The sequence below is a fragment of the Sporosarcina sp. E16_3 genome (assembly GCF_017347125.1).
GTDB lineage: Bacteria > Bacillota > Bacilli > Bacillales_A > Planococcaceae > Sporosarcina.
This window is the reverse complement of sequence record NZ_JADPRX010000001.1, coordinates 432,608-457,193: the sequence shown is the minus strand read 5'-3', so window position 1 is coordinate 457,193 and position 24,586 is coordinate 432,608. Positions and strand designations below refer to the sequence as shown.

At 42.3% G+C, this 24,586-nt stretch carries 24 protein-coding genes and 1 riboswitch; of the genes, 22 read left to right on the top strand and 2 right to left on the bottom strand.

Translation table 11 applies throughout. The features are described from left to right. Nucleotides 1–5 precede the first annotated feature (5 nt). The 7 genes from I2483_RS02275 to I2483_RS02245 all read left to right on the top strand — a co-directional run bounded on the left by I2483_RS02275 (nucleotide 6) and on the right by I2483_RS02245 (nucleotide 6,721). Nucleotides 6–1,313 (top strand): pyrimidine-nucleoside phosphorylase, encoded by a 1,308-nt coding sequence (locus I2483_RS02275; RefSeq protein WP_207173565.1) that lies wholly within the window; start codon nucleotides 6–8, stop codon nucleotides 1,311–1,313. A gap of 323 nt (nucleotides 1,314–1,636) precedes the next feature. Continuing rightward, the gene (locus I2483_RS02270) at nucleotides 1,637–1,990 is read left to right on the top strand and encodes an anti-sigma factor antagonist (protein ID WP_186671041.1); all 354 of its coding nucleotides are present in this window, start codon (nucleotides 1,637–1,639) and stop codon (nucleotides 1,988–1,990) included. Further along, a complete protein-coding gene (gene spoIIAB, locus I2483_RS02265) occupies nucleotides 1,980–2,426 on the top strand; it encodes an anti-sigma F factor (RefSeq protein WP_186671042.1) in 447 nt (148 codons plus the stop codon). The genes I2483_RS02270 and spoIIAB overlap by 11 nt, the downstream gene beginning before the upstream one ends. Before the next feature lie 3 nt (nucleotides 2,427–2,429). Next, nucleotides 2,430–3,218 carry a SigF/SigG family RNA polymerase sporulation sigma factor gene (locus tag I2483_RS02260; RefSeq protein ID WP_186671043.1) on the top strand — a complete coding sequence of 263 codons (789 nt, stop codon included), beginning with the start codon at nucleotides 2,430–2,432 and terminating at the stop codon, nucleotides 3,216–3,218. A 4-nt stretch (nucleotides 3,219–3,222) separates the two neighbouring features. Beyond that, entirely contained in the window at nucleotides 3,223–4,674 is a 1,452-nt protein-coding gene (locus tag I2483_RS02255) for a spore germination protein (RefSeq protein WP_186671044.1), read from the top strand. 66 nt (nucleotides 4,675–4,740) lie between these two features. Continuing rightward, nucleotides 4,741–6,069: a diaminopimelate decarboxylase gene (lysA, locus tag I2483_RS02250; protein WP_207173563.1), complete on the top strand. Its 1,329-nt coding sequence runs from the start codon at nucleotides 4,741–4,743 to the stop codon at nucleotides 6,067–6,069. 289 nt (nucleotides 6,070–6,358) lie between these two features. Continuing rightward, entirely contained in the window at nucleotides 6,359–6,721 is a 363-nt protein-coding gene (locus tag I2483_RS02245; RefSeq protein ID WP_186671046.1) for a GNAT family N-acetyltransferase, read from the top strand. On the opposite strand, the gene I2483_RS02240 is transcribed toward I2483_RS02245, so the two are convergent. Then, nucleotides 6,722–7,234: a DUF309 domain-containing protein gene (locus tag I2483_RS02240; protein ID WP_207173561.1), complete on the bottom strand. Its 513-nt coding sequence runs from the start codon at nucleotides 7,232–7,234 to the stop codon at nucleotides 6,722–6,724. 46 nt (nucleotides 7,235–7,280) lie between these two features. Between I2483_RS02240 and I2483_RS02235 the strand changes: the two genes are divergently transcribed. From I2483_RS02235 to I2483_RS02180, 12 genes are all read left to right on the top strand, one after another. Then, complete coding sequence (locus I2483_RS02235) at nucleotides 7,281–8,030, top strand: segregation/condensation protein A (RefSeq protein ID WP_186671048.1); 750 nt, start codon at nucleotides 7,281–7,283, stop codon at nucleotides 8,028–8,030. A gap of 1 nt (nucleotide 8,031) precedes the next feature. Further along, complete coding sequence (gene scpB, locus I2483_RS02230) at nucleotides 8,032–8,643, top strand: SMC-Scp complex subunit ScpB (RefSeq protein ID WP_255550178.1); 612 nt, start codon at nucleotides 8,032–8,034, stop codon at nucleotides 8,641–8,643. Further along, nucleotides 8,640–9,641 (top strand): D-alanyl-D-alanine carboxypeptidase family protein, encoded by a 1,002-nt coding sequence (locus I2483_RS02225; protein ID WP_207173557.1) that lies wholly within the window; start codon nucleotides 8,640–8,642, stop codon nucleotides 9,639–9,641. Before scpB ends, I2483_RS02225 begins: the two co-directional genes overlap by 4 nt. 321 nt (nucleotides 9,642–9,962) lie before the next feature. Next, nucleotides 9,963–10,694 carry a pseudouridine synthase gene (locus I2483_RS02220; protein WP_207173555.1) on the top strand — a complete coding sequence of 244 codons (732 nt, stop codon included), beginning with the start codon at nucleotides 9,963–9,965 and terminating at the stop codon, nucleotides 10,692–10,694. Nucleotides 10,695–10,788: 94 nt separating this feature from the next. Continuing rightward, a complete protein-coding gene (gene resA, locus I2483_RS02215) occupies nucleotides 10,789–11,319 on the top strand; it encodes a thiol-disulfide oxidoreductase ResA (RefSeq protein WP_207173553.1) in 531 nt (176 codons plus the stop codon). 16 nt (nucleotides 11,320–11,335) lie between these two features. Continuing rightward, nucleotides 11,336–12,985, top strand: coding sequence for a cytochrome c biogenesis protein ResB (gene resB, locus I2483_RS02210; RefSeq protein WP_207173551.1), 1,650 nt, complete (start codon nucleotides 11,336–11,338; stop codon nucleotides 12,983–12,985). Next, on the top strand, nucleotides 12,985–14,169 hold the full coding sequence (gene ccsB / locus I2483_RS02205; protein WP_207173549.1) for a c-type cytochrome biogenesis protein CcsB: 1,185 nt from the start codon (nucleotides 12,985–12,987) through the stop codon (nucleotides 14,167–14,169). Before resB ends, ccsB begins: the two co-directional genes overlap by 1 nt. Nucleotides 14,170–14,644: 475 nt before the next feature. Then, nucleotides 14,645–15,364, top strand: a complete 720-nt coding sequence (locus I2483_RS02200; protein ID WP_207173547.1) for a response regulator transcription factor — start codon at nucleotides 14,645–14,647, stop codon at nucleotides 15,362–15,364. After that, nucleotides 15,357–17,141, top strand: coding sequence for an ATP-binding protein (locus I2483_RS02195; RefSeq protein ID WP_207173545.1), 1,785 nt, complete (start codon nucleotides 15,357–15,359; stop codon nucleotides 17,139–17,141). Before I2483_RS02200 ends, I2483_RS02195 begins: the two co-directional genes overlap by 8 nt. Nucleotides 17,142–17,186: 45 nt before the next feature. Continuing rightward, nucleotides 17,187–17,750 (top strand): RNA polymerase sigma factor SigX, encoded by a 564-nt coding sequence (gene sigX, locus I2483_RS02190; RefSeq protein ID WP_207173543.1) that lies wholly within the window; start codon nucleotides 17,187–17,189, stop codon nucleotides 17,748–17,750. After that, nucleotides 17,716–18,945: a hypothetical protein gene (locus I2483_RS02185; protein ID WP_207173541.1), complete on the top strand. Its 1,230-nt coding sequence runs from the start codon at nucleotides 17,716–17,718 to the stop codon at nucleotides 18,943–18,945. The genes sigX and I2483_RS02185 overlap by 35 nt, the downstream gene beginning before the upstream one ends. Nucleotides 18,946–19,752: 807 nt before the next feature. Then, a riboswitch (FMN riboswitch) is annotated at nucleotides 19,753–19,884 on the top strand. Between the two features lie 209 nt (nucleotides 19,885–20,093). Then, on the top strand, nucleotides 20,094–20,675 hold the full coding sequence (locus tag I2483_RS02180; RefSeq protein ID WP_207173539.1) for an ECF transporter S component: 582 nt from the start codon (nucleotides 20,094–20,096) through the stop codon (nucleotides 20,673–20,675). A 66-nt stretch (nucleotides 20,676–20,741) separates the two neighbouring features. Here I2483_RS02180 and I2483_RS02175 read toward each other — a convergent pair whose 3' ends face one another. Next, nucleotides 20,742–20,993, bottom strand: coding sequence for a ferredoxin (locus tag I2483_RS02175; RefSeq protein WP_067210431.1), 252 nt, complete (start codon nucleotides 20,991–20,993; stop codon nucleotides 20,742–20,744). A 109-nt stretch (nucleotides 20,994–21,102) separates the two neighbouring features. Between I2483_RS02175 and I2483_RS02170 the strand changes: the two genes are divergently transcribed. From I2483_RS02170 to I2483_RS02160, 3 genes are all read left to right on the top strand, one after another. Beyond that, nucleotides 21,103–22,143, top strand: coding sequence for a YpbB family protein (locus I2483_RS02170; RefSeq protein WP_207173536.1), 1,041 nt, complete (start codon nucleotides 21,103–21,105; stop codon nucleotides 22,141–22,143). Then, nucleotides 22,143–23,579 carry a RecQ family ATP-dependent DNA helicase gene (locus I2483_RS02165; RefSeq protein ID WP_207173534.1) on the top strand — a complete coding sequence of 479 codons (1,437 nt, stop codon included), beginning with the start codon at nucleotides 22,143–22,145 and terminating at the stop codon, nucleotides 23,577–23,579. The genes I2483_RS02170 and I2483_RS02165 overlap by 1 nt, the downstream gene beginning before the upstream one ends. Nucleotides 23,580–23,718: 139 nt before the next feature. Then, nucleotides 23,719–24,375, top strand: a complete 657-nt coding sequence (locus I2483_RS02160; protein WP_207173532.1) for a LysM peptidoglycan-binding domain-containing protein — start codon at nucleotides 23,719–23,721, stop codon at nucleotides 24,373–24,375. The last annotated feature ends 211 nt before the right edge of the window (nucleotides 24,376–24,586 follow it).

Here is a 24,586-nt window from a genome sequence, read left to right as displayed (position 1 = left end):
TGAAGATGTTCAGAATGGTAGATGTAATTGAGAAAAAACGAAATGGCGAAGTTCTTACAAAAGAAGAAATCACCTTTTTTGTGAACGGCTATACAGATGATTCCATCCCAGATTATCAAGCAAGTGCGTTTCTTATGGCGATCTATTTTAAAGGAATGACTGCTGAAGAACAGGGATACTTGACGATGGCGATGGTTGAATCTGGCGATCAGATTGATTTATCTGCAATCGAAGGGATTAAAGTCGATAAACATTCTACAGGCGGTGTTGGCGATACGACGACATTAATCCTGGTACCACTCGTCGCGGCCTGCGGCGTTCCTGTCGCGAAAATGAGTGGTAGGGGTCTTGGTCATACAGGCGGGACACTCGACAAGCTCGAGGCGATAGAAGGGTTCCACGTCGAATTGACCGAAGAGCAGTTCGTCAAACAAGTAAATGATTTAAAATTAGCGGTCATTGGACAGAGTGGCAACTTGACACCGGCTGATAAAAAACTCTACTCTTTGCGCGATGTGACAGCTACTGTTGACAGCATCCCGCTTATTGCCAGCTCAATCATGAGTAAGAAGATTGCTGCGGGTGCAGATGCGATTGTTCTCGATGTGAAAACGGGTGATGGTGCATTCATGAAAACAGAGGCAGACGCAAGAGCACTGGCTCATTCGATGGTGGCGATTGGTAAACAAGTCGGCAGAAATACGATGGCAATCATTTCTGATATGAGCCAGCCGCTTGGGTTCGCAATTGGTAACTCACTTGAAGTGATTGAAGCGGTTGAAACGCTAAAAGGGAATGGTCCCGAAGACTTGACGGAACTTTGTCTAGTTCTTGGTAGCAAGATGATTGTTGCGGGAGGAAAAGCTCCTTCTGATGAGGAAGCTAGGGACATGCTGAAAGCAGTTATTGCTGACGGTTCGGCACTTGAATTGTTTGGTAAATTGATTGAAGCGCAAGGTGGAGATGGTGCAATCATTCATGATACATCCCTATTACCGACAGCCAAATTTCAGATTGAAGTACCTGCGCTATCTTCGGGTTATGTAACGAATATGGAGGCGGATGATATTGGTGTTGCCGCGATGCTTCTTGGTGCGGGTAGAGCGACAAAAGATGATGTAATCGATCTTGCAGTAGGTATTGTGCTTACTAAAAAAATCGGGGATGCCGTGCAAGCGGGAGAGCCACTTGCTATTATTCATTCGAATACGGAAAATGTAGAACAATCCATGTCACTGATCCAAAAACATATAACCATTGGAAAAGAAGCAGTGGCAAGCCCTCGCCTCATTGGCGACATGATTACGGGCTAATAGTAGTTGAAACTCAAAGCTACCCTATCAACCAAATTTGGTTGATAGGGTAGCTTTTTGAAATTAAGGAATTGAACCTGACCGCAGTCCGACCTAGCAAATCCCGTCCTGACCAATCATAACCGCACCTCAATCGACCATAACACTCCAAAAATATTTCTTTTTTATCGGATGTGTAAATCGTTTGGAAGACGTACATACTTTCATTAGTAGTGGGCAATGTCGAAACATAAGAACTTTGCGCTGACTGTGACTAGTTCTGTCAGGAGAAAGGGTTTCGCCCTCCAAATGTGGAATATTTCGCAGGAAGGAGGGGGTTCAGCATGGCTGACATCGAAATTATAGATAATGGGATTTTAATTGCAACACTGCAAGGGGAATTGGACAATCATGAGGCAAATCGAATCCGGTCCCACATTTCTTCATCTATTTATAGCGGACAAGTTCGGGCGATTATTTGGGATTTGTCGAGACTTGGATTCATGGATAGCGCAGGAATCGGGCTCATTCTTGGAAGGATGCGCGATTTAGCACCTGTGGAAGGGGAAACGCTCATTTTGAATCCGTCCACGACAATGGAGAAGATATTTACATTTTCCGGTCTTGGACCAAATATAAGGCATTGCACGGTCGATCTAGCGATCGGGGAAATCGGAGGGGTATTACATGAACAATGAAATGACGTTATCATTCGTCGCAATTGAGGAAAACGAAGCGCTGGCAAGGATGGCAATGACTTGTTTTATAACGCCGCTGGACCCGACTATCGAAGAGATTTCAGAATTTAAGACCATTGTATCGGAAGCTGTGACGAATGCCATCATTCATGGCTATGAATGTGATGGGAAAAGCCTTGTCACTGTTCACGCCGTAATTGAAGAAAACAAAGTTACGATGACGGTTCGCGATGAAGGTATGGGTATTTTTGACGTAGAACAGGCGATGGAACCGATGTTTACCACTCGCCCCTTCATGGAGCGATCGGGTATGGGATTTACGATAATGGAGAGCTTTGCCGACAGTTTGTCAGTCGAATCTGTATTAGGAAATGGAACAATCGTCAAGTTCGAGAAAACGTTTTCTCCGGTCCCGGAAGCAAGCAGAATGAGGTGACCCATGGACGCATCCGTTGAAATAAAACCGGCATTGTTGACCCAAGAAAAGATGAGGGAACTCATTAAAGTTTCACAAGAAGGTGATAAAGAAGCGAGAAGGATGATGGTGGAGGGAAATACGCGGCTTGTCTGGTCCATTGTCCAGCGGTTTGCTTCCCGTGGCGCCGACCCAGAGGATTTATTTCAAATTGGTTGTATCGGACTTATGAAATCAATTGATAAATTTGATTTATCGTATGAAGTGAAATTCTCTACGTATGCGGTACCTATGATTGTCGGAGAAATCCAGCGTTTTCTAAGGGATGATGGAATGGTGAAAGTGAGCAGGTCCATCCGTGAACTTAGTTTCAAAATCCGTCATGCAACGGATGATTATATTAAATTGCATGGTAAATCGCCATCAATTTCGGAGGTTGCAGCAGTTCTTGAAGTGTCCGTTGACGATGTCGTTCTCGCCTCTGATGCTTTACGCGACCCCGCGTCACTTCATGAACAGTTATATGAAAGTGAAGGGGATAGCTTAACGCTGATGGATCAGTTGCGAGATGACAGATCTGAAAGAGTGTTTGATCATATCCCGCTGCGTGATGTCATTTCTAAATTAAATAAACGAGATCAAACGATCATTTATATGCGCTACTACCTGGATTGCACGCAAAGTGATATTGCTGAAAGAATTGGCATATCGCAAGTTCAGGTATCACGGCTTGAAAAGAAAATCTTAGCCCAATTGAAATTATGGATGGGCGTTGATTCGGAAGAAATTATACTAAATGTGAGGACGGATTGAACTAATGGAAAAGCTATTCCAATCGGTGAATGAAGGGGAAGAGTGGTTCTATACCTGTTTCGGTAAAGATAAAACGTTCGATGCTACTGCCAGATCATTGCATCTTTGGGATATGCCTGTTCTGTTGCTTTATATTAATGGACTCATAGACGGTGATACAATCACGACTTTATTGACAGAAATGCAAGGGGCTAAAGGAAGGGAGGATGGCGACCAGGAGGATGGAGGGGAACGATTCCTCTCCTTTTTCCCGTATCACGCTGTTTCAACTGTGGGAGATCGAAACGAATTACTTACCTCGATATTAAGCGGACAAGCTGCCTTTATCACGCCTGAGGGCTATGTGTTTACGATTGACATTCGATCTTATCCTGGTAGGCAACCTGCAGAACCTGACAATGAAAAAGTCGTCAGAGGATCGAGAGATGGATTTACGGAGAATCTTATCCAAAATACCGCGCTTATCAGAAGGCGGCTTCGTACTGAGGATTTACGATTTGAAATGCATAAAGTGACGATGAATGGAAAAACAGATGTCTCAATCACTTATATGCAAGGGGCGGCAAGTGAAGAACATCTTGCTTATATCCGTGAAAGGCTTGATGAAATTCACCACGACGGACTGACAATGACGGATAAGTCGCTTGAAGAATTTTTGTTCAAACAGCGCTTTCATCCAATGCCGTTCGTTCGTTTCACGGAGCGTCCTGATATATGTGCGGCACATTTATTGGAAGGGCATATCGCAATCATCGTGGATACATCCCCCTCAGTTATACTTGTACCGGCCCCATTATTTCATCATCTGCAACATGCGGAAGAATACCGTCAGGCACCGCTTATTGGAACGTTTGTCAGGATTATGCGTTTATTTGCGGCTGTCATGAGTCTTGTTCTTTTACCATTTTGGTACCTAATTGCAACGAAACAACACTACTTACCCGATTTCCTCAGTTATATCGGACCAAAAGACATCGGGGAAATCCCATTACTTGTTCAACTTCTTATCGCAGATGGCGGAATCGAGATACTTCGTATGGCAGCTATTCATACGCCGACACCGATGTCGACCGCTATGGGGCTTGTTGCAGCGATTGTTATTGGACAAGTAGCAATAGACGTTGGTCTTTTCACCCCTGAAGTTGTTTTGTATGTGGCAGTAAGTGCCATATTCACATTCTCAATACCCTCTTACGAATTAAGCCTTACGACAAAAATTTTCAGAGTGTGTATTCTGTTGTCTACCGCATTACTCGGAGCACCCGGCTTTTTCTTATCAGTCGCTGTACTTTTCTACTATTTATGTGCATTGAGGCCAATGGGCGTACCGTATTTATGGCCCGCTGTACCGTTCTTTCCAAAGGCAATGTTACGTGTCATTATTAGGTTTCCAATGACTGCCGATGCTCCTAGACCATTCATAACAGACTCTCCAGATAGAGATCGTATTTCTTAGATCATTGCCTCTACCCTTCTTTATATGATAAAATTTTAGTTATCTAATTCGAGAGGGGAAGGCAACATGCATTTTTACGGAACACAATCAGTCAACGAACGTGGCCATCTGACAATTGGCGGTACGGATACGGTTGATCTTGCACATACTTATGGAACACCACTTAACGTCTATGATGTTGCCTTGTTCCGTGAACGGGCAAGCGCCTTTAAGAAAACTTTTGAAACGATGGGTATCCATGCGCAGGTCGCTTATGCGAGTAAGGCATTTTCGTCCATTGCTATCTACGAAATTGCTGAACAGCAAGGACTTTCTCTGGATGTCGTTTCTGGGGGGGAATTGTTTACTGCAGTTTCTGCGGATTTTCCGCGCGATCGAATTCATTTTCACGGCAACAATAAAAGCTACACTGAGTTACAATTTGCATTCGATGAAAAAATAGGATGTATCGTTATTGACAATTTTTCTGAAATCGAACTGGTTAAGGAAATTGCTGAAACTCGTAAAGAATCTATGAACGTGCTTATCCGAGTAACACCAGGAGTGGAAGCCTCTACACATGATTATATTACGACAGGTCAGGAAGACTCCAAGTTTGGATTCGATTTAAAAAATGGTCAAACGGATGAAGCTTTTCTTCAGTTGTATAATCATCCCTACATAAATTTGTTGGGCATGCATTGCCATATCGGCTCTCAAATATTCGAAACAGATGCATTTCGTTTAGCAGCGGAGGCACTAATGAATAAGATGGTTGCTTGGCGCGATAATCACCAATTCATCTGCACTGTCCTAAACTTGGGTGGCGGATTCGGTATTCGTTATACCGAAGAAGACAAACCCCTTGAACCGTCTGTATACGTTGAAGAAATGGCGACTGTTGTTCTTTCAATGACACGCAGTTTGAACTACCCTTTGCCCGAAATTTGGATTGAGCCCGGCAGATCGCTTGTTGGAGATGCAGGGACAACACTGTATACTGTTGGTAGCTCAAAAGAAGTGCCTGGTATTCGGAAATATGTCGCAGTTGACGGCGGAATGTCTGATAATATTCGGCCGGCGTTGTACGGTGCAAAATATACTGCCGTTTCGGCAAACCGGATGGACGAGCCTCACGTCGATAAAGTGACGATAGCCGGGAAATGTTGTGAGTCCGGGGATAAGCTTATTGAAGAGGCTCAGCTTGCTGACCCGACCGAAGGGGACATCATCGCTGTTTTCTGTACTGGTGCTTATGGCTATTCAATGGCAAGTAATTATAACCGTCTTCCAAAACCGGCCGTCGTGTTCTGTGAAAATGGAGAACATCAGCTTGTTGTACGCAGGGAAACCTATGAAGACATTGTCAGATTAGACATTCCGTTGCAACTAGTTAGACGGGGGGAGAGGATTTGAGAAAACGCAACATCCTCCTTTTCATCTTTATTGTAGTTGCAGCAATTATGTGGGGAGCGGTATACTGGAAGTTCGTCATGCCAATCATTGATCCGCGATAAAGTAAAATTTCAATCAGTGGGTAGTTTAAATATCACTGATTGTTAGTTGCGGCCACAGGAATTATGTTCCGATTGGTCGGGCTTTTACTGCCCGTTACTGCGCGATAAAGGAAACTGCTTATCATTGGGGAACGTAGTTAGTTTTTTCCGATGACCAAAGTATTTTCAGAAAAGAAGGGATTCAATTGATGCTTTTGCGTTATAAGAAAATATATGAAAAAATCGCGATGGGGCTACTCTCTTATATGCCTGGCGATAAAACCGTCAAGAAATTGCAGGAATGGATTCACCGATATGAAACAGATGATAGTTGGCAGTTATATCTTTTGAAAAAAGATGAGGACTTCATCGGTTTAATTGGCATCGAATTGAGGGAAGAGGACTATACATTACAGCACCTTTCTGTCAATCCATCTTTCCGTGGTGAAGGAATTGGTCAAGAAATGGTGTTGAAGCTACAAGCGCTCTTCCCTGATAAAGTCTGTATTGGAACTGAAGAAACTGATTTATTCATACAGAAATGTAAGCCTAAAGAAGAAGGTTCAGACTAATTAATGTCTGCCCTTCTTCTTTTCTTCGCGTTCCCGAAGAATATCACTGCGGTCTCTGAGCATATGTTTATGAATGACAGCATCGCTGCCGAATGGTAGAAGTGTCATAGATTGTTCTAACTTACTAGCCAGGCCAGTAATGCTAGCTGATAGGATAGTAAGTGGGAACGATTCGAATGGCAGATCTTGTTCCAACCGGTTGACTGCTTTTGTAACATCGTAAACTAACTTGTCAAAATCAATTTCTTCCGTGTATACAGGATAATTGGCAATGAAAGTCGGGAATTTTTTCATTGCCTTGTTGAGTGTACGGGATGCTCCTGGCTTATTGCCTCTGCGCCAATGATACATTCCTGTAGCAAGGAGGATATAGGCCGTTAGCGGGTGATCTTTATTACTGTCGGGAATAGACTTCCAATACTCCTCCAGTACTTCGTGGCATTCAAAGTAATCTTCATTACTATTGAAATAAACTATAAAATTTACGAATAGCGGATGATGATACGGGTGCATGTAATCAGCCCTTTCCATAGTCTGAAAGATAGGTAGGTGTCACGGAATGACATATCAAGTAAAATTAGAGGCTTTTGAAGGGCCACTAGATCTATTATTGCATTTAATCAACCGACTTGAAATTGATATATATGATATCCCGATGGCGGAACTGACAGCGCAGTACATAGAACACCTCCAAGCGATGCGCGTATTGCAATTAGATGAGCTAAGTGAATACCTTGTCCTCGCTGCGACGCTGATTGAAATTAAGAGCAAAATGCTTTTGCCAGTCCATGAAGGTGAAGATTTTGATGACGACTTTGATTTTGACATGGATGATGATCCACGTGACGAGTTAGTTGCGCGCTTGATTGAATACAAAAAATACAAAGAGGCAGCAATTAGTCTGAAAGAATCTGCAGATGAGCGATCCGGTCATTTTACCAAACCACCCGAAGATCTTACGGAGTTTGGTGAAATTGTGGCAAGTGAGTCGGATGAAAGTTTGAACGTCTTCGACTTAATTGGTGCATTTCAAAAGATGCTTAACAGGAAACGTTTGAAGGCACCTATGACAGCAAGTATATCTAGGACAGAAGTTTCTATCAGTGAAAAGATGGATGAAATTATGGCAATACTAGAAAAAGGCGGCGGGAAATGTGATTTCTATTCCTTATTCGAAAAGGGCGAGACAACCGATCTTGTCGTAACTTTTCTATCTTTGCTTGAATTGATGAAACGGCGGGACATCATTGTCAGTCAGGCTGGAAATTTCGACGATTTGACAGTGGCGTACCGACGGGAGGATGAGTGAAATGAAATTTAAAGACCGTTTGCCCGGGATGATTGAAAGTTTTTTATTCATAGTAGGGGATGAAGGGTTAACGATTAAACAGTTAACCTCTCTAACTGAGTGCAAAGAATCAGAAGTTGGAAAGGCAATTAATTTGCTGCAAATGAGTTATGAAGAACGCAAAGAGAGCGGCATTATGCTGAAGCAGTTTGGAGGGGCGTATCGCCTAGTGACGAAAGCTGATTTCGCAGAGGATATAAAACGGTTGTTGGAAAATCCATCTCCGAAATCGATGACTCAGGCATCCCTTGAAGTATTGGCGATTATCGCATACAGGCAACCTGTTACGCGTGTTGAAATCGACGATCTTCGAGGCGTCAAATCAGAGGGGCCTATTAACACGCTGATTGCCAAGGGACTCATAATGGAAAAAGGCCGATCAGAAGGAAGTGGACGAGCGATTCTCTTTGGCACAACAGACTTGTTCCTGGACCGTTTCGGGTTAGCATCACTAAACGGATTGCCACCCCTATCGCAGGAAGAAGAAGGCGAAACGGTGGAAACAGACTTGTTCATGACAAAGTTCCAAGAAGCATTTGCGATGGAAAATGACGGAGGAGGAAATATTTCTTGAAACGGGCGATAATCGTTGTCCTATTTTTCACGTTACTAGTTGGCGGAAGTTTGAAAGAAGTTGCTGCGTCTGGTCAAGCATGGGCCGTTATTGACGCTGACACGGGCAGATTATTGGAAGGGCAAAACGAAAACGTTAGACTACCGATTGCTAGTCTAACAAAAATTTGGACGGCGTTTACGTTCATTGAAAGTGTTGCAACGCCCGAAGATGTCATCATTTCGCCACAAGCTGCATCTGAGGAAGGGTCGTCTCTTTATTTACCTCAAGGGATGAAAATTGAGGCAGATGCCCTCTTAACCGGTCTGATGCTACGGTCGGGCAACGATGCGGCACGTGCGCTAGCAGAACATGCGGGCGGTTCAATGGATGGCTTTGTAGACCTGATGAATGACAAGGCATTGTTGTACGGATTGAATGATACCGTCTTCTCGAATCCGTCAGGTCTGCATGATGAACGTCATTTGTCTACTGCATACGAAACGGCGCTTATGCTACATTATGCGATGCGGAATGATCAGTTTCGTACGATTGCTACCACAAAGAATTTTAGTTACCAGGGGAAGGATCAGGCTTATAGCTGGCGTAACAAACATCGCCTTCTCCATTCCGAACCGACTGCGATTGCAGGAAAGACTGGTTTTACAAAAGCCGCAGGCAGGACACTTGCAACCTATTTCGAGAAAGACGGCAAAAACATCATCGTTGTCACTTTGAACGATGGTGACGATTGGAATACTCATAAAAACTTGGCGAATAAAGTGTTTTCCTCTTTCAAAATGGTGACTGTCGCTAAAAAAGGGGTATATGATATTCTTCCCGGTGTAGAAGCGGAGCTGGTCAGGCCCATCCGCTTGTTGTTGAAAAAAGGGGAGAAATCGAAATTGTCGAATGTCCTTATTATCCCCCGTGGGAAACATGAAACAAGTACGGGGCATTGGACCGTGTCACTTGGCGATAGGCCACTGATTACGGCGGAAGTCATTATAAAACAATGAAACATTGTTAATCGCAAAAAAAACAGTAAACTTCAAGCGTTTATTAATTGGGAAAATGCAATTGTGACGGTTTGGGGAAGACTGACGCTATATAGGTCAGTCCTCTTTTCATTTGCTACAAAGTGTGACATAATTTTTTCAAAGGTAAGAAAGTAAAAGTTTTTTGACATAGAACAGTGTCTAGACTTCAGGCGCCAGCCGCTTGGGTCATAAGCAATCCAGCTATGTGGCAAGAAACGCCACTTCGCTGGATTGACTTATGCCTGTCGCGTCTAGCGGGCGCCTTTCGCTTTTCTTACAGAATGAAGATGGGGTGACTTAATGGAAAGATTACAGAAAGTGTTGGCACAAGCAGGTGTGGCATCACGCAGAAAATCAGAAACACTAATTGTTGCAGGAAAAGTGAAAGTGAACGGTGTCGTCGTAACAGAGCTTGGAACAAAAGTATCTAGTTCAGATCGTGTAGAAGTTGAAGGCGTTCAGCTTGTTAAAGAGACTTACGTCTACTTCTTATTATATAAACCAAGAGGGATCATTTCGACAGTGGATGACGAGAAAGGCAGGAAGACAGTATTAGACTTATTCCCGCAAATCGAACAACGGATTTTCCCGGTTGGGCGTCTTGACTATGATACATCCGGCGTTATTATCATGACGAATGATGGCGATTTCTCTTACTTAATGACACATCCGAAATTCGGTATTAAGAAAAAGTATATTGCGAAAGTAAAAGGAATTCCTGGTCGTGAAGCGCTGCGAAAACTTGAGACTGGAATTGACCTAGAAGACGGCAAAACTGCCCCTGCACATGTAAAAATGCAGTCAGTGGATAAAAAAAGTGAAACTGCACTTATTGAGATTACAATACATGAAGGAAAAAACCGTCAAGTACGCCGCATGTTCGATGCAATTGGATGTCCAGTCCAAAAACTTCGAAGGGAATCATTTGGTAATGTAACGACTCACGGAATGAATGCTGGAGAGGCTCGGGAATTAACGAAACATGAAGTGAAACAGCTACGTGTCCTCGCAGAAACAGGGAAAATAGGCTGATTGTTCACAATCCCTTCAATTATGGTGCGTCTTTACAAAGGGCTATTTGTTATAATTAAAGGCAGAACTTATTTATTGTTAGGGGGTAAAACATATGGCTAAGGCGGATCAAAAGAAAACACGTCTTATTATAAGGACAATCGTCCTGTTACTTCTCGTTTCAGCAGTTGTCTATACAATTGCATCGAAAGATAAAGTAAGGGTATTAGCGGTAGGAGATAAAGCGCCCGATTTCGAACTTGTCGATTTGGAAGGCAATAAACAACGGCTATCTGATTACAAAGGTGAGGGAGTTTTCCTGAACTTCTGGGGAACCTGGTGCGGGCCATGTAAAAAAGAAATGCCATATATGGAAAATCAGCATAAAGCATTCGAAGAAAAAGGCGTCAATATACTTGCCGTTAATATCGCCGAATCTAATTTGAAGGTTGAAACGTTTATAGAACAGTATGGCCTGACGTTTCCTATCGTTATTGATAAGGACAAGAGTGTTAAGGAAGCCTATAATATAGTGCCACTTCCCACGACCTTCCTCATCAATAAGGATGGGAGAATAGAGAAAATTATAACAAGGGAAATGTCTGAAAAAGAGATTATTTCACTCATGGAAAGCATTCAACCCTAATAAGGAGTAATCCAAAATGAGCAAAATCAAATGCCAGTGCGGTCATGATAATCCATTTGGCACAGTGCTTTGTGAGCGATGTGGTAGACCGCAAACTGAAGAAGCGAAAGAAAGTAAACTTGTTGATATGCGCTATGAAGGTGCTGCAAGAAGATCGCAGACGTATAAACGGTCAATCATTGATAAAATATGGAATTTCTTTTCGAGTGTGAAAATCGGAATCAGTATTATCGTTGCCGTTCTCGCGACGGCCGCGATAGGTACGATTTTTCCGCAAAAAATGTATGTGGCCGCGTCAACTGAGGCGGAGTTTGCAGCTTATTACGAACGACTTTACGGATTGGCAGGCACAATTTATTACAAACTGGGTTTTCATGACATGTATAATAGCTGGTGGTTCATCACTTTGGTCGGGATGCTTGGAACGTCCATCATCATCGCCAGTGTTGACCGAGTTATTCCGCTTTATAAATCATTGAAAAAGCAACGTACGAAACGCCATCCTTCATTTATGAAAAAACAACGAATCTATGGCGAAGGACCGTCAAAAGATCCAGAAGCCGCACTTGTAAAAGCGGAGGAGAAACTGAAGGAACTTCGTTACAATGTGAAGATTGAAAACGGAGCATTGCTTGCAGAGAAAAACCGTTTTTCAAGATGGGGCCCGTACGTCAATCATTTAGGACTTATCATTTTTCTATTTGGTATACTACTGCGCGGTATCCCTGGATTTTATGTCGATGAAACGATGTGGATCCGCGAAGGGGAAACGCGCTCTATTCCTGGCGCAGAAGGTTATTATTTGGAAAGTAAACAATTCATCATGGAAAACTACACAAAAGAAGAAGCCGATGAAGTATTCGGTGATGCGCTCGAACGTGTTGGCATGATTGCGAAAAACTATCAGACGGATGTCGCTTTATACAAGACACCTGAAGGCGGTCTTCCTGGGTCCGATGAAATGGACTTCGTGAAAGATTACTCTATCATTGTCAATAAACCATTGAAATTTGATGGGTATAATGTCTTTCAAATGGATTTCCGTCTAGATGAATTAAAATCCATGACATTCCAATTAACTGAAAAAGCTACGGAATCCTCACTTGGAGAGTTTACGGTCGATCTTACTAATCCGGAACGTGAATATGAACTTGATAGTGGCGCACGCGTTATTTTAAGCGATTATTATCCGGATTATGACGGCGTTAAAGATGGAGAGCCGATATCGAAATCTCCAATACCGAACAATCCTGCATTCATCTTTAAAATGGTGACGCAGGCCAAACCGGAGGGCGAGATGAGTTTCGTCGCCATCAAACAAACGCTTGAAACGGAAGTCAATGATTATAAAGTGAAATTCGTCAGTGCTGAAACCCGCGATATATCCGGGCTTACGGTACGTAAAGATAAAACATTATATCTTCTACTTTTAGGTGGAATTATCTTTATGATTGGTGTTTCGCAAGGAGCTTATTGGAACCATAGACGGATCTGGATTCAAAAAGGGTCTAATGGTGAGCTGCTGGTTGCTGGTCATACGAATAAAAACTGGTTCTCCTTGAAAAAAGAGTTGGATCAAGTGAAAGACGTTGCAAATTTACCTTCTTATGAAGACAGACAGGACAAGGAATCTATCTTGCAGGATAAGGAAGTGGACAAAGTATAATGGGACTTGCATCGTTAAGCGCCAACTTGCTGTTTGTTTCATTTATCGCTTACCTCGTCGCGACGCTATTTTTTGGCGGTGCGGTAAAGGGCGCTAAATCAGAAGCATCTTATAAAAATAACCGTTGGGGAAAAATTGCGATTACCATTACGGTCATTGGATTCATTACCCATGTCGGCTATTTCATCACACGCTGGATGGCATCAGGTCATGCTCCAGTAAGTAATATGTTCGAATTTACGACAGCATTTGGAATGATGCTTGTCGGGGCGTTCATTCTTCTGTTTTACTTATATAGAACACCATCACTGGGCTTGTTTGCTCTGCCAATCGCGATTATTATTATCGGCTATGCAAGTATGTTCCCGAGGGAAATTACACCACTAATTCCGGCACTGAAAAGTTACTGGTTGACAGTTCATGTAATTACAGCTGCACTAGGTGAATCAATTCTCGCGATTAGTGCTGTAGCGGGACTCATTTATTTATTAAAAAATATTGATTTGACGAAAAAAACGAAACAGCGTTTCTGGCTAGAAGCGGTTATCTTTACGCTTATCCTAGTTATCGGTTTCGTACTTTCTTCATCAGCGTTTAAGTTATCCGGCTATGAAGCACAGTTCACTTATATTGATAAAAATGAACAACCTGCTAAAATCGAATACAATTATCCACCACTTTTCGGAATGGCTGGCTACGAATCGCTAACACCAGATGCGATGACGCCGTGGGCTGAAATGCCACCAATCGTCAATGCGAAGACGTTGACGACATTCGTCTGGTCAGTCGCAAGTGGAATTCTTCTCTACTTGATTCTTAGACTCATTTTCCGTCGTCCAGTTGCGACATTATTACAGCCGTTTGCTAAAAAAGCAAATTCGCAACTGATGGATGAAATTGGATACCGTGCGGTTATGATTGGCTTCCCTATCTTCACACTGGGTGCACTCATCTTCGCCATGATCTGGGCACACGAAGCGTGGTCAAGGTTCTGGGGATGGGATCCAAAAGAAGTATGGGCCCTTATCACATGGTTATTCTATGCTGCATTCCTTCACGTGCGTTTATCACGCGGTTGGGATGGCGAAAAGTCGGCATGGCTTGCGGTTATCGGTTTCGTCATTATCATGTTTAACCTGATTGCTGTGAACTTGATCATCGCTGGTTTGCATTCATACGCTTAACTCATAAAGACTGCCTAGTAGTTAACTTCTACTGGGCAGTTTTTTTGTAAATCGTATGGTAGCCGATCGTCCGTCGCCAGTCCTAAGTACAGATACACTAAGTTCTAAAGCTTTTGGGAACGAGTGAATAACTGCTTTTCTATCTAGTAAGAAGCAGCCAGAGATGAAATTTTGGCTGCTTAATCCCTGATAAAGTTGTCGTGATTGTTTCGTCCAAAGCGAGCCGGAAATGTACAAGTACCAATGGAGATTTTTTGGCCTTTCTAACATGCACTTCATTTACTAAAATGGCTAATCAAAAGACGTGGAAATAATAATAGACATGATTGGTCGTGTTTCCGCTTTTATTATGGCTTAGACACCTGTTTGCCATTTGAGTGTTGCGTCTAAGAACGCCGCTACGGCTTTTCTGTTTCTTTTTTGAACAACGACTTGTACAATGAAGGTAGTAGCTAGTTGAAAGGGGTAATCATTTATGGAAGAAAAAGTGACATTGTTAGTAGTAGACGATGAGGAGAGAATCCGTCGTCTGTTAAATATGTATCTTACTCGTGAAGGGTATGAAGTCGAAGAGGCTGTAGATGGTGCGGATGCACTCGAAAAAGCGCTTGTGAATCATTATGATTGTATTTTACTCGATTTGATGATGCCTGAAAAAGATGGATTAGAAGTATTAGAAGAACTAAGAGAAAAGAAAATTATGACGCCTGTCATGATGCTGACGGCAAAAGGCGAGGAGTCAGATCGAGTAACTGGTTTTGAGTCGGGTGCTGATGATTACATAGTGAAGCCTTTCAGTCCGCGTGAAGTTGTTCTGCGGGTTAAAGCAATTCTTAGAAGGTCTGTGACGTTTCCGGGTGCCGCTTCATCATCTACATCGAAGGACTTGGTCGTCTTCCCTCAATTAACGATAGATCACGATGCACACAGGGTCACAGCTGAAGGAGAAGAAGTGGCGTTGACTCCTAAAGAATATGAATTGCTCTATTTCCTTGCGAAATCACCTGATAAAGTATTTGACAGAGAGCAACTGTTAAAAGAAGTGTGGCACTATGAATTTTTCGGCGATCTTCGTACAGTAGATACGCATGTCAAACGACTACGTGAAAAGCTAAGCCGTGTTTCTGAACAAGCAGCAAAAATGATTGTTACTGTTTGGGGAGTCGGTTACAAGTTCGAGATTCCTAATGAATAGAATATGGAATTCAATTGTCGGGAAGCTATGGGCAACCATATTGCTTCTCGTTTCTTTTGTTTTGTTTATTGTTACGGCTTTGCTCCTCGAATTCCTAGACAACTTCCATACGCAACAGGCTGAGGATTCATTGCGTAGGGAAGCAACGACAATCGGGAAAATTGTTAATGATCACGAAAGTCAATCTTCGATGAACTTGATTATTGATGACATTCTTGACGATGAAACGAATGCAATGATTGTCGATTCCAATGGGGAAGTTACGCATTCATTCAATAACGGATTGAACAAGGGTAGAATAGAAAGTAAAGTACTTTACGAATCCATGTTTTATGCTAACAAAAAAAAGAATACTCCAGTCGTTAAAGAGATGATTTTACCTTCCATCAATGAAGAGAATGTCATGGAACAATACCTTGTCCTATCCTATCCACTCGAAAAAGGACAGCAACTTGGGAGCTCGGTCATCATTTACCAAAGCCTTGAAGCCGTTCATCGAACGACAGAAAGTACTACGCGCATTGTATTTTTATCCGCATTTATTGCTTTTATTTTGACAACATTTTTCGCCTTTTTCCTGTCAACGAGAATTACTTCCCCTTTACGTGGATTGAGACAGGCGGCATTTGAATTATCGAAAGGGAATTTCGATACAAGATTGCCTGTTATGCAAAATGATGAAATTGGTCAGCTTGCAACTGCATTCAATCAGATGGGTAGGCAGCTTAAATACCATGTTGAACTTATTAATCAGGACAAAGAGCAGCTTTCAAGCATCCTTACATCGATGACTGATGCTGTCATTACATTCAATCGAGATTACACAATCCTGGTTAGTAACCCGCAAGCTGAACAGTTATTGCAGAATTGGTATTTAAAAACTGGGTCACAAAAGGGGAACCATCACATCCCTCCTGCGATTTTTCATATGCTGGAACATGTTATTTCGTTCGCTGAGGAAGTGGAAGACGAATTGGAGTTAGGTGGGCAGTTTTATGGAATTTCTATCAGCCCGTTGTATAGCGGAAATAGTATTCGCGGGGCGGTTGCTGTCTTACGTGATATGACAGATCAGCATAAATTGGAGAAGCTTCGATCCGATTTCATTGCAAACGTTTCCCATGAACTTCGGACGCCAATTTCTATGCTTCAGGGTTACAGTGAAGCAATTATTGACGGCGTTATAACAAGTGATGAAGAGCGCGATGAAATGGTGCAAATCATCCACGATGAATCGAAAAGAATGGGTAGGCTCGTAACGGATCTTCTCAATCTCGCTAGGATGGAATCAGGTCATATGCGACTTTACAAAGACGAACTATCGATGATTCCTTTCCTTGACCGGATAGTTAATAAATTCATGCAAGTTGCGCGTGAAGCAAATGTCGATTTGTCTTTTGACTTCGCGGAAGATACAGAGCTTATTTCAAATGTAGATGAAGACCGTATGGAGCAAGTTTTTACAAATTTAATAGACAATGCAATCCGTCATACGCCTGATGGGGGAAGTGTTAAACTAGGAATACAAAGACAGATAGACATGATTGAAATAACAGTAACAGATACAGGTGTTGGAATTCCACAAGAGGATTTGCCGTATATCTTCGAACGTTTCTACAAGGCAGATAAAGCGAGAACTAGAGGAAAGGGCGGAACAGGTCTCGGCCTCGCCATTGCCAAAAGTATTATCGATTCACACGGTGGTAAAATCACTGCAGCAAGAGGTGATACTGAAGGAACGATTTTCAGTTGCATATTGCCTTTAAAAAAGATGTAACTATATAGCTTGAAATACGACTAATTGATAGAACGGGGGGATTTCATGGACGACTCCGTTTTCCACCGGCTTTATGAACAGTACCACCAAGATGTGTTCAAGTTTCTTATCTATTTGACAAGAGATCGTGACCACGCTGAGGACCTCATGCATGAAGTGTATGTGAGGGTACTACGTGCATACGTCGGTTTTGAAGGGAAAAGTTCGGAAAAGACATGGCTTTTTTCAATTGCCAAAAATGTCGCGATTGACCATTTCAGAAAAAATACAGTTCGCAAAAAGCATCTGTTCGATAAATTCGACTGGGAAAAGAGTGAGCTCGTATCGACGGGAATCCTTCCTGATGAACTCGTTACACTCAGTGAAGAGATGCAAGAACTGTTACAGGCGCTTAACACGTGCACGGGGGATCAAAAAATGGTCATCATCATGCGTTATTTTCAGGATCTTTCCATAGCTGAAACGGCCGAAATACTTGGCTGGACAGAGGGGAAAGTTAAAACGACACAACATAGAGCAATCAAGGCACTGCAAAAGAAATTGAATGCTCTTCCGACAGAAGGGGGGAAACTAAATGACCCACAAAAATTGGAACGACAACAAGATTGAAAATCTCCTCGGTGATATGCCCGGCGTATCAGATGATCGTCCAATGTCGGAAATACTGGCACGGTTGAAGCAAGATGAACGGTTGAATACACCTCACCGTAAAAAATCCAAGAAGTGGATGCCAGCACTTGTCGCTGTAGCTGCTTTGCTCGTTATTGGCCTGTTGGTTCCTTCTATGCTTGGTCAAAATGAAGTATCAATGAAGGACCAGAGTACCGAGAACAAAATGATGAGTGAGGATGCCGATTCGTCAGCTAGAGGCGCAAAATTGGAAAATGAGTCGATTGCTAAAGAAAAAACGGATATGGACACAATGGATAGATCTTCTACTATGATGGCATCTGAAACAGGGGAGACACACCATTTTGCTGTCTACTCCAAAGATGTTATCGATAGTACACTATTCCATTTAGGTCTAGCGGGTGATCAAGCTTCAGGCATCCCCGTTACATTTATCATTCCGAATAGTCAAATCGAGAAGGATTTTGGTTTTTTGAAACCAACGAGTTATGATTTGTATAAAAAGTATGCGGATCGTCTCGACGAAAGTGCACTTGGTTTTCAAGAGTATCATCCTTATAAAGGCGACATAACCGCGGATGAACATGCAATTATCCATCGGCTGCCGACAGGACATGGCTATGATGTAGCTTCAGGTACGATGGGAGTATATCTAGACACTTTACAAGATACGTTTTACGGCTATCAGGAGGTCCGATTTGAGAATGAAGATGGAACCGCGGCCATGTTCTCAGGGGCAGGTCAAACGAGCGAACCAATGATCTTGAAGAGTGGTCGTACTCATTTTAATTACTATCTGTTTGAACAACAAGATGGACAGCAGTTTCTTTCATCGAATTTTTCACAGCCGCAGCCATCGCTGAACGAGGCATTGCAGCAGATGAAAGTGAAACCAAATGATGTTTTCCAACCAGTCATTCCAGGCACTATAGAATTTGAAGTAAAGGTAGATGACAAATTGACAACCGTCAAATTTGCCCAACCGCTAGATCTGGACGCAATGGAGCCGGAAAAAGCGATGCAAATGGTTGAGGGAATGCTCCTAACAGCAGCCAGTTTTGGTGAACAGCTTCAATTTGAAGGTTTCGTCCAAGAAGAATGGAACGGTTTTAACTTCAATCAGCCCTTACCGGTTCCGGTTGGATCTAATCCGCTTCCACTACTATTGAAGTGAATCACGTCTGTTGACTAACCATTTATTTGCATAAAATACTGGTGAGAAGGGCTTGTTAACCTTCGTTTTCACTGGACTATTTTCGGCCCGCTTACGGCTAACTATTCATGACAGATTTACTGAGGGTCCAAGAGTGTCTAGAAGTGACTCCGTCACTTCTAGACACTCTTTTTTCAGTCATCCTGTTGCGAATGGTTGCCTGTCGCTTATCTACAATGCTCAAGTGAAAAATGCGGTTGCTTTGGAAGAAAAGAGGAGATGACATTTTATAGCGAGTGTAAGTGCCCGAAGATACAATTTCGGGCACTCTTGCCCGTTGTACAATGCGTTCCTTGCTTACTTCTAGCAAAGAGTATGCATGTAATCATGTGATACCAACTAGAAAGTGACACTTCTTTAATAAAAAAAGAGAAAACCATAAAGAAAGAATCAGCCGCCAAAATTGCATCTTTGGCGGCTATTCTCCAGGTAAGAAGCATGCTATTCTTTCGTTCCAAAAAGCCCCTAATGCACTACGTGTACGTATGCATTAGGAGTGCGACGGATGAATAACCACCATACGATTACCGAGAAAACTGTATAGGGATGCGACGAAGTCGCCTCCCTATACATCAAAACATCCCGGTAATGGTACAGAGGTAGTTCAATCCAAAGCAAACCAAAAGCAATAATACACGTAGCGCCCAGTGTGTGACCTGGTTACTTTGGTTAATCAACAGACCTGAAAGTGGATAGGTAGCGCTTTGTAAACACTCTAGTTTACAAAGCGTTTTTTTTTGGATACAATAGAGTAGTAACAAAATATTGATTCATCTTCGGGGCAGGGTGTAATTCCCGACCGGCGGTAAAGGAAAGTTACTTTCCAAGCCCGCGAGCTTAACAGCTGATACCGGTGTAATTCCGGAGCCGACAGTATAGTCTGGATGGGAGAAGGTGAAGGTGCGGCCATCTTTTTGTATTGTCTACAAAAAGAGGTGCTTATTTAAATGTGGGTTAAAAGAGAATGAAATCGTCTCTTTTCTACTCTCTATTTGAGTATACCTTTCGAATCCCTCGAGCTTATTTGCTTTTGGGATTTTTTGTCGACATATATAGGATGGAACGGCCTTTCCTCTTTTGAAGTGAATCGCAAAAGGAGAGAGGAACAAATGACTAACAAGAAGTTAAGAAAGATGATTCTCATCGCAATATTAGGGAGTATTTCAACTGTCTTGATGCAGTTTAACTTCCCATTACCAGCACTACCTGGATTCCTGAAAATTGATTTCAGTGAAATTCCAGCGGTTTTGGCAATAATGACGATGGGACCTGTAGCAGGTATTGCAGTCGAACTGCTCAAAAATATCATGCATTGGTTCATGTCAGGCAGCCCGACAGGTGTTCCTGTTGGCGAAATTGCAAACTTCGCTACTGGAGTACTATTCATATTACCAATCTATTTCATTTACAATAAATTCAAAACATCCAATGGTCTAGCTGTAGGGCTTATTGCTGGAACAGTCTCAATGGCTGTTGGGATGAGTGTCTTGAATTATTTACTGTTTTTACCGATGTATACGTATTTTATGAATTTCCCAGCAATGGCAGGCAGTGAGTTAACTACCTTTATTGTTTTAGGGATTCTACCTTTTAACTTGATAAAGGGAATTATGCTTATGATTATTTCTATGTTGCTTTTCAAGAGTATGAAAAAATGGATTGCGCAACAGCGCACCCAATTAACTTCTTAATAATAGTATAACTTTAAAAGAAAGGTCGCCCCGGTATTTTCCAGGACGACCTTTCTGCGTTTTTTGTTAATCTTCGTATTTAAGTGCATCGCCATCAAATGGTGCATCAGCGGTTTTGATTGAATCGGTTGGACAGCCATCGAAAGCGTCTTCCAGATCTTCCATCAGTTCTTCTGGAACTTCAGCTGTTCCCATGTTATCATCGAGGATAACGTAAGCAATTCCTTCGTCATCATAATCGTATATATCCGGGGCAGCAGCTCCACACGCACCACACGCTATACATGTATCCTGATCAACGATTGTATATTTAGGCATAGTCTTTCTCTCCTCTTTTCTCCGTACAAACAATTTACTTCACCTTTCATTCTAATGATGTTGACAAGAGTTTTCAACAAAAAACATTTGTTAATCGGAGGAATTCAAAATGAAACTATCTTTAATACTATTAACCATCATAGGCAGAATAGACGGTGAACGCACAATCTATGCGGGACTTCACCTATTACGTGGCAAACGATCGGGACAAACACTGCAAGATGTCGAATACTATGGCCTAAAGGAATTCTTTGGTATTGTACCGAAACTGACAGCAGAACGATTCGATGAGGCGGCTAAACAATTAAGAGATTGGGGTTTCATCTCAACTATGGATGATTCCTTCGTCAAACTAACGGAGCAAGGTCGCGTGGAAGCAGGAAAGTTACCTCCCTATAGATTTAACGGCTGGGATTATAGGGGCAGGGAAATGATTTTTTTCGGAAGGTTATCACTCGCTGTGCAGACGGTTTCGAATTTCAAAGCGGGGGAAAAGTCGTTCATGCCCGTTCAAAAAGATCGTGATATTCAGTCCTTTGTTAAAATGTTAGTACATAATCAGCCAATCAGTGACCCTTTATTTGCTAAAGATATTGGGGAGGAACTTAGGCTATGTATAACGCGAAGTGAAATCGATGAAAGACAAAAAAAAATTATTACCCATCGCTTAAGTGGTTTCGGTCTGACAGGCTGGACATGGGATCAGTTAGCGGATAATTTGAAACTAAATCCATTCGACATCCGTCTACTATTTATAGAAATACTACATATGATGCTTGCTGTCATTATACCGTCTACCGATTTGCCTTTTTTGCGAAAAATAACTGAAAGTGTCAAGGTTTCGACATACTTGACGGATTCTTCTGTAAAAACAAAGCAGCTTTTCGATCGCGGCTTTTCTCTTGATGAGATTGTGAGGGCGCGCAACTTGAAAAAGAGTACAATTGAAGATCATTTTGTAGAAATGTCAATTAATGATGCAGAATTTCCTTTGACTCAGTTTGTTTCTGCGGAAGATGCAGATGCGGTAGCTGGAAAAGTGAAGGAAATCGGTACCCGTAGACTTCGCTTGCTAAAATCTGAATTCGAAATGTTATCCTATTTTCAACTTCGCCTTATCTTAGGTGCGCGGACCGGAGGAGGCAACTAATGGCTATCCACAAATTATTAAAAGAGAGATTTGGTTTTGATCAATTCAGGGTTGGTCAAGAAGATGTTATCCGAGATGTGATTGCGGGTAAGGACACGATTGCTATTTTACCTACAGGTATAGGGAAGTCGCTTTGCTACCAATTACCTGCCTATGTACTTGAAGGTACAGTCTTAATCGTTTCACCACTTGTCGCGTTGATGGAAGACCAAGTGGCGATCATGAAGAGGAATGGCGAAAAACGGGTGGTTGCATTAAACTCATTTCTTACCTATTCTGAGAAAATCAGGATAATGGGGGAATTGGGCCTTTATAAATTCATTTTCATATCACCTGAAATGTTAGTGCAAAAAAATGTGTTAGCTCATTTTCGTAATATTCATTTGTCGTTAATCGTTGTCGATGAAGCTCATTGCATTTCACAATGGGGATTTGATTTTAGACCTGACTATTTACGGCTGGGAGAATTTTTCGGAGAATTAAATCGACCGGGAATTTTGGCTCTTACCGCAACGGCAGATGATAAAGTAAAGGCTGATATTTGCCGATATCTGCAACTTCAATTGCCTGCAATTCACCAATATTCGCTGGATCGCCCGAATATTTCTTATTCAATTGTCAAAATCGATAATGGCATGATGAAAACGGATTGGATTAAGAACCGCTTAGTAGCTACGGCGGGTCCCGGAATCATCTATGTGGCATCGCGAAAACGTGCGGATGAACTATCTACCCTTCTTCAGGGGGAAGGCGTCTCCGTTGCATCTTATCACGCAGGGAAAGAGCAGGAAGATCGTTCGTTCATCCAAGAACAATTTATCACGGGTGAAATAAGCTGGATATGTGCTACAAATGCGTTTGGAATGGGTATACATAAAGACGATATTAGGCAAGTGATTCATGAACATGTACCCCAAGCCATCGCCAGTTACATTCAGGAAGTGGGACGTGCAGGACGTGATGGTGAATTATCAGCGGCGACGTTACTTTTTTCGGCCGATGATGAGGGTAGAACTCGCTTCATCATCCAAGATGATATCCCTCAAGAATGGGAAATCAAACACTATGAAAGTCTTCTTGCGGAGAACTATTCGCCTGCTGAAGCTGCAGAGCTGGCAAGAATTAGCGAAACAGGAAAACGTGTCATAGACTACTACATCGAACGAATGTCGATTGAAGATGTCATTATTCGTATGAATGAGTTAATACGTGAAAAAGAGGCACAACTACAGATGATGCTTCGATTAGTTCATTCGGAAAAATGTATCCGAGAAGAGATTTTAGGTTTTTTTGGGGAGGCATGTGGAATGAAACCGAAGTTTTGCTGTTCGGTTTGCGGAACAGCGGATGGTCTACTGCTTGATGCACAAAAACCAAACGTTTCGGATAAACGAATGATGGATTGGGAGGAAAGACTTACGGGGCTTCTTGGATAACGGGTCCTTTGTCGATTAAACTTAATTCAGCAGAAGTACACCTGCTAACCCTGGCGAAGATACACCAAGGTGTATTTGATTTTTGCGACAAAATTCGTCATAATGAAAGAATAGCACGATGTGATAGGAGAATGTAGCGATGAAAAATGATGATTATAAGACTGACTTTGAAGAGCACAGGAAGGAAATTGGTCTAGACGAGGGTCATGATGTTAGAAAGCTTCCATCGCGTAGCGAATTGCATAGGAAAGGTCGTAAACCTAAAAAGAAATCCAGCCATACGATGATTAATGTTATTCTTGGACTATTCACGCTTATTCCAGTACTCATTTTAGTGTATATTATTACTGATTTTTATACTCCGGGTGATCGTACGTCAGCAAAAGGTGGAGACACCGGCACGCTCTTTGAAATGAACAGTGAGAAACCTGATAAGAACAGTGCTGTTGCTGATAAAGATGATGAAAAAATAGCGACTAATTTAGGGGACGAAAAAAGTGCTGGGAAAACTGAAACAAAAGTTGAGGAGAAACCAGTATCTAAACCTGTAGTGAATGTCAATCCGACACCCGAAAAGAAACCAGAAGTAAAAGTAGAACCTAAGCCGGAGAAGAAACCGGAAGTAAAACCGGAGCCTAAGCCAGTAGCAAAAACGCATACGGTTGGCAGTAATGAAAACCTTTATCGTATTTCATTGAAATACTACGGTAATGGCGAAGGCGTCGACAAAATTAAAAGTGCTAACGGTTTATCATCAAATGAAATCAGGGTTGGACAAAGGCTTGTCATTCCTTGAGGAATAGCAGTGTGAAAAAAGGCGAAGTATAGATTCTTTGCCTTTTTCTTATGACGATAGGAAAGTGTAGGCTTTACTAAACGCAATAATGTCAAGCTCCAAGCGCCAGACGCTCGGGTCATAAGTCAGCCCAGCTACGCGGCGAAAGAACGCCGCTTCGCCGGTCCGCCTTATGCCTGTCGCATCTGAAACGTCGCTTTGCGCTTTTCGT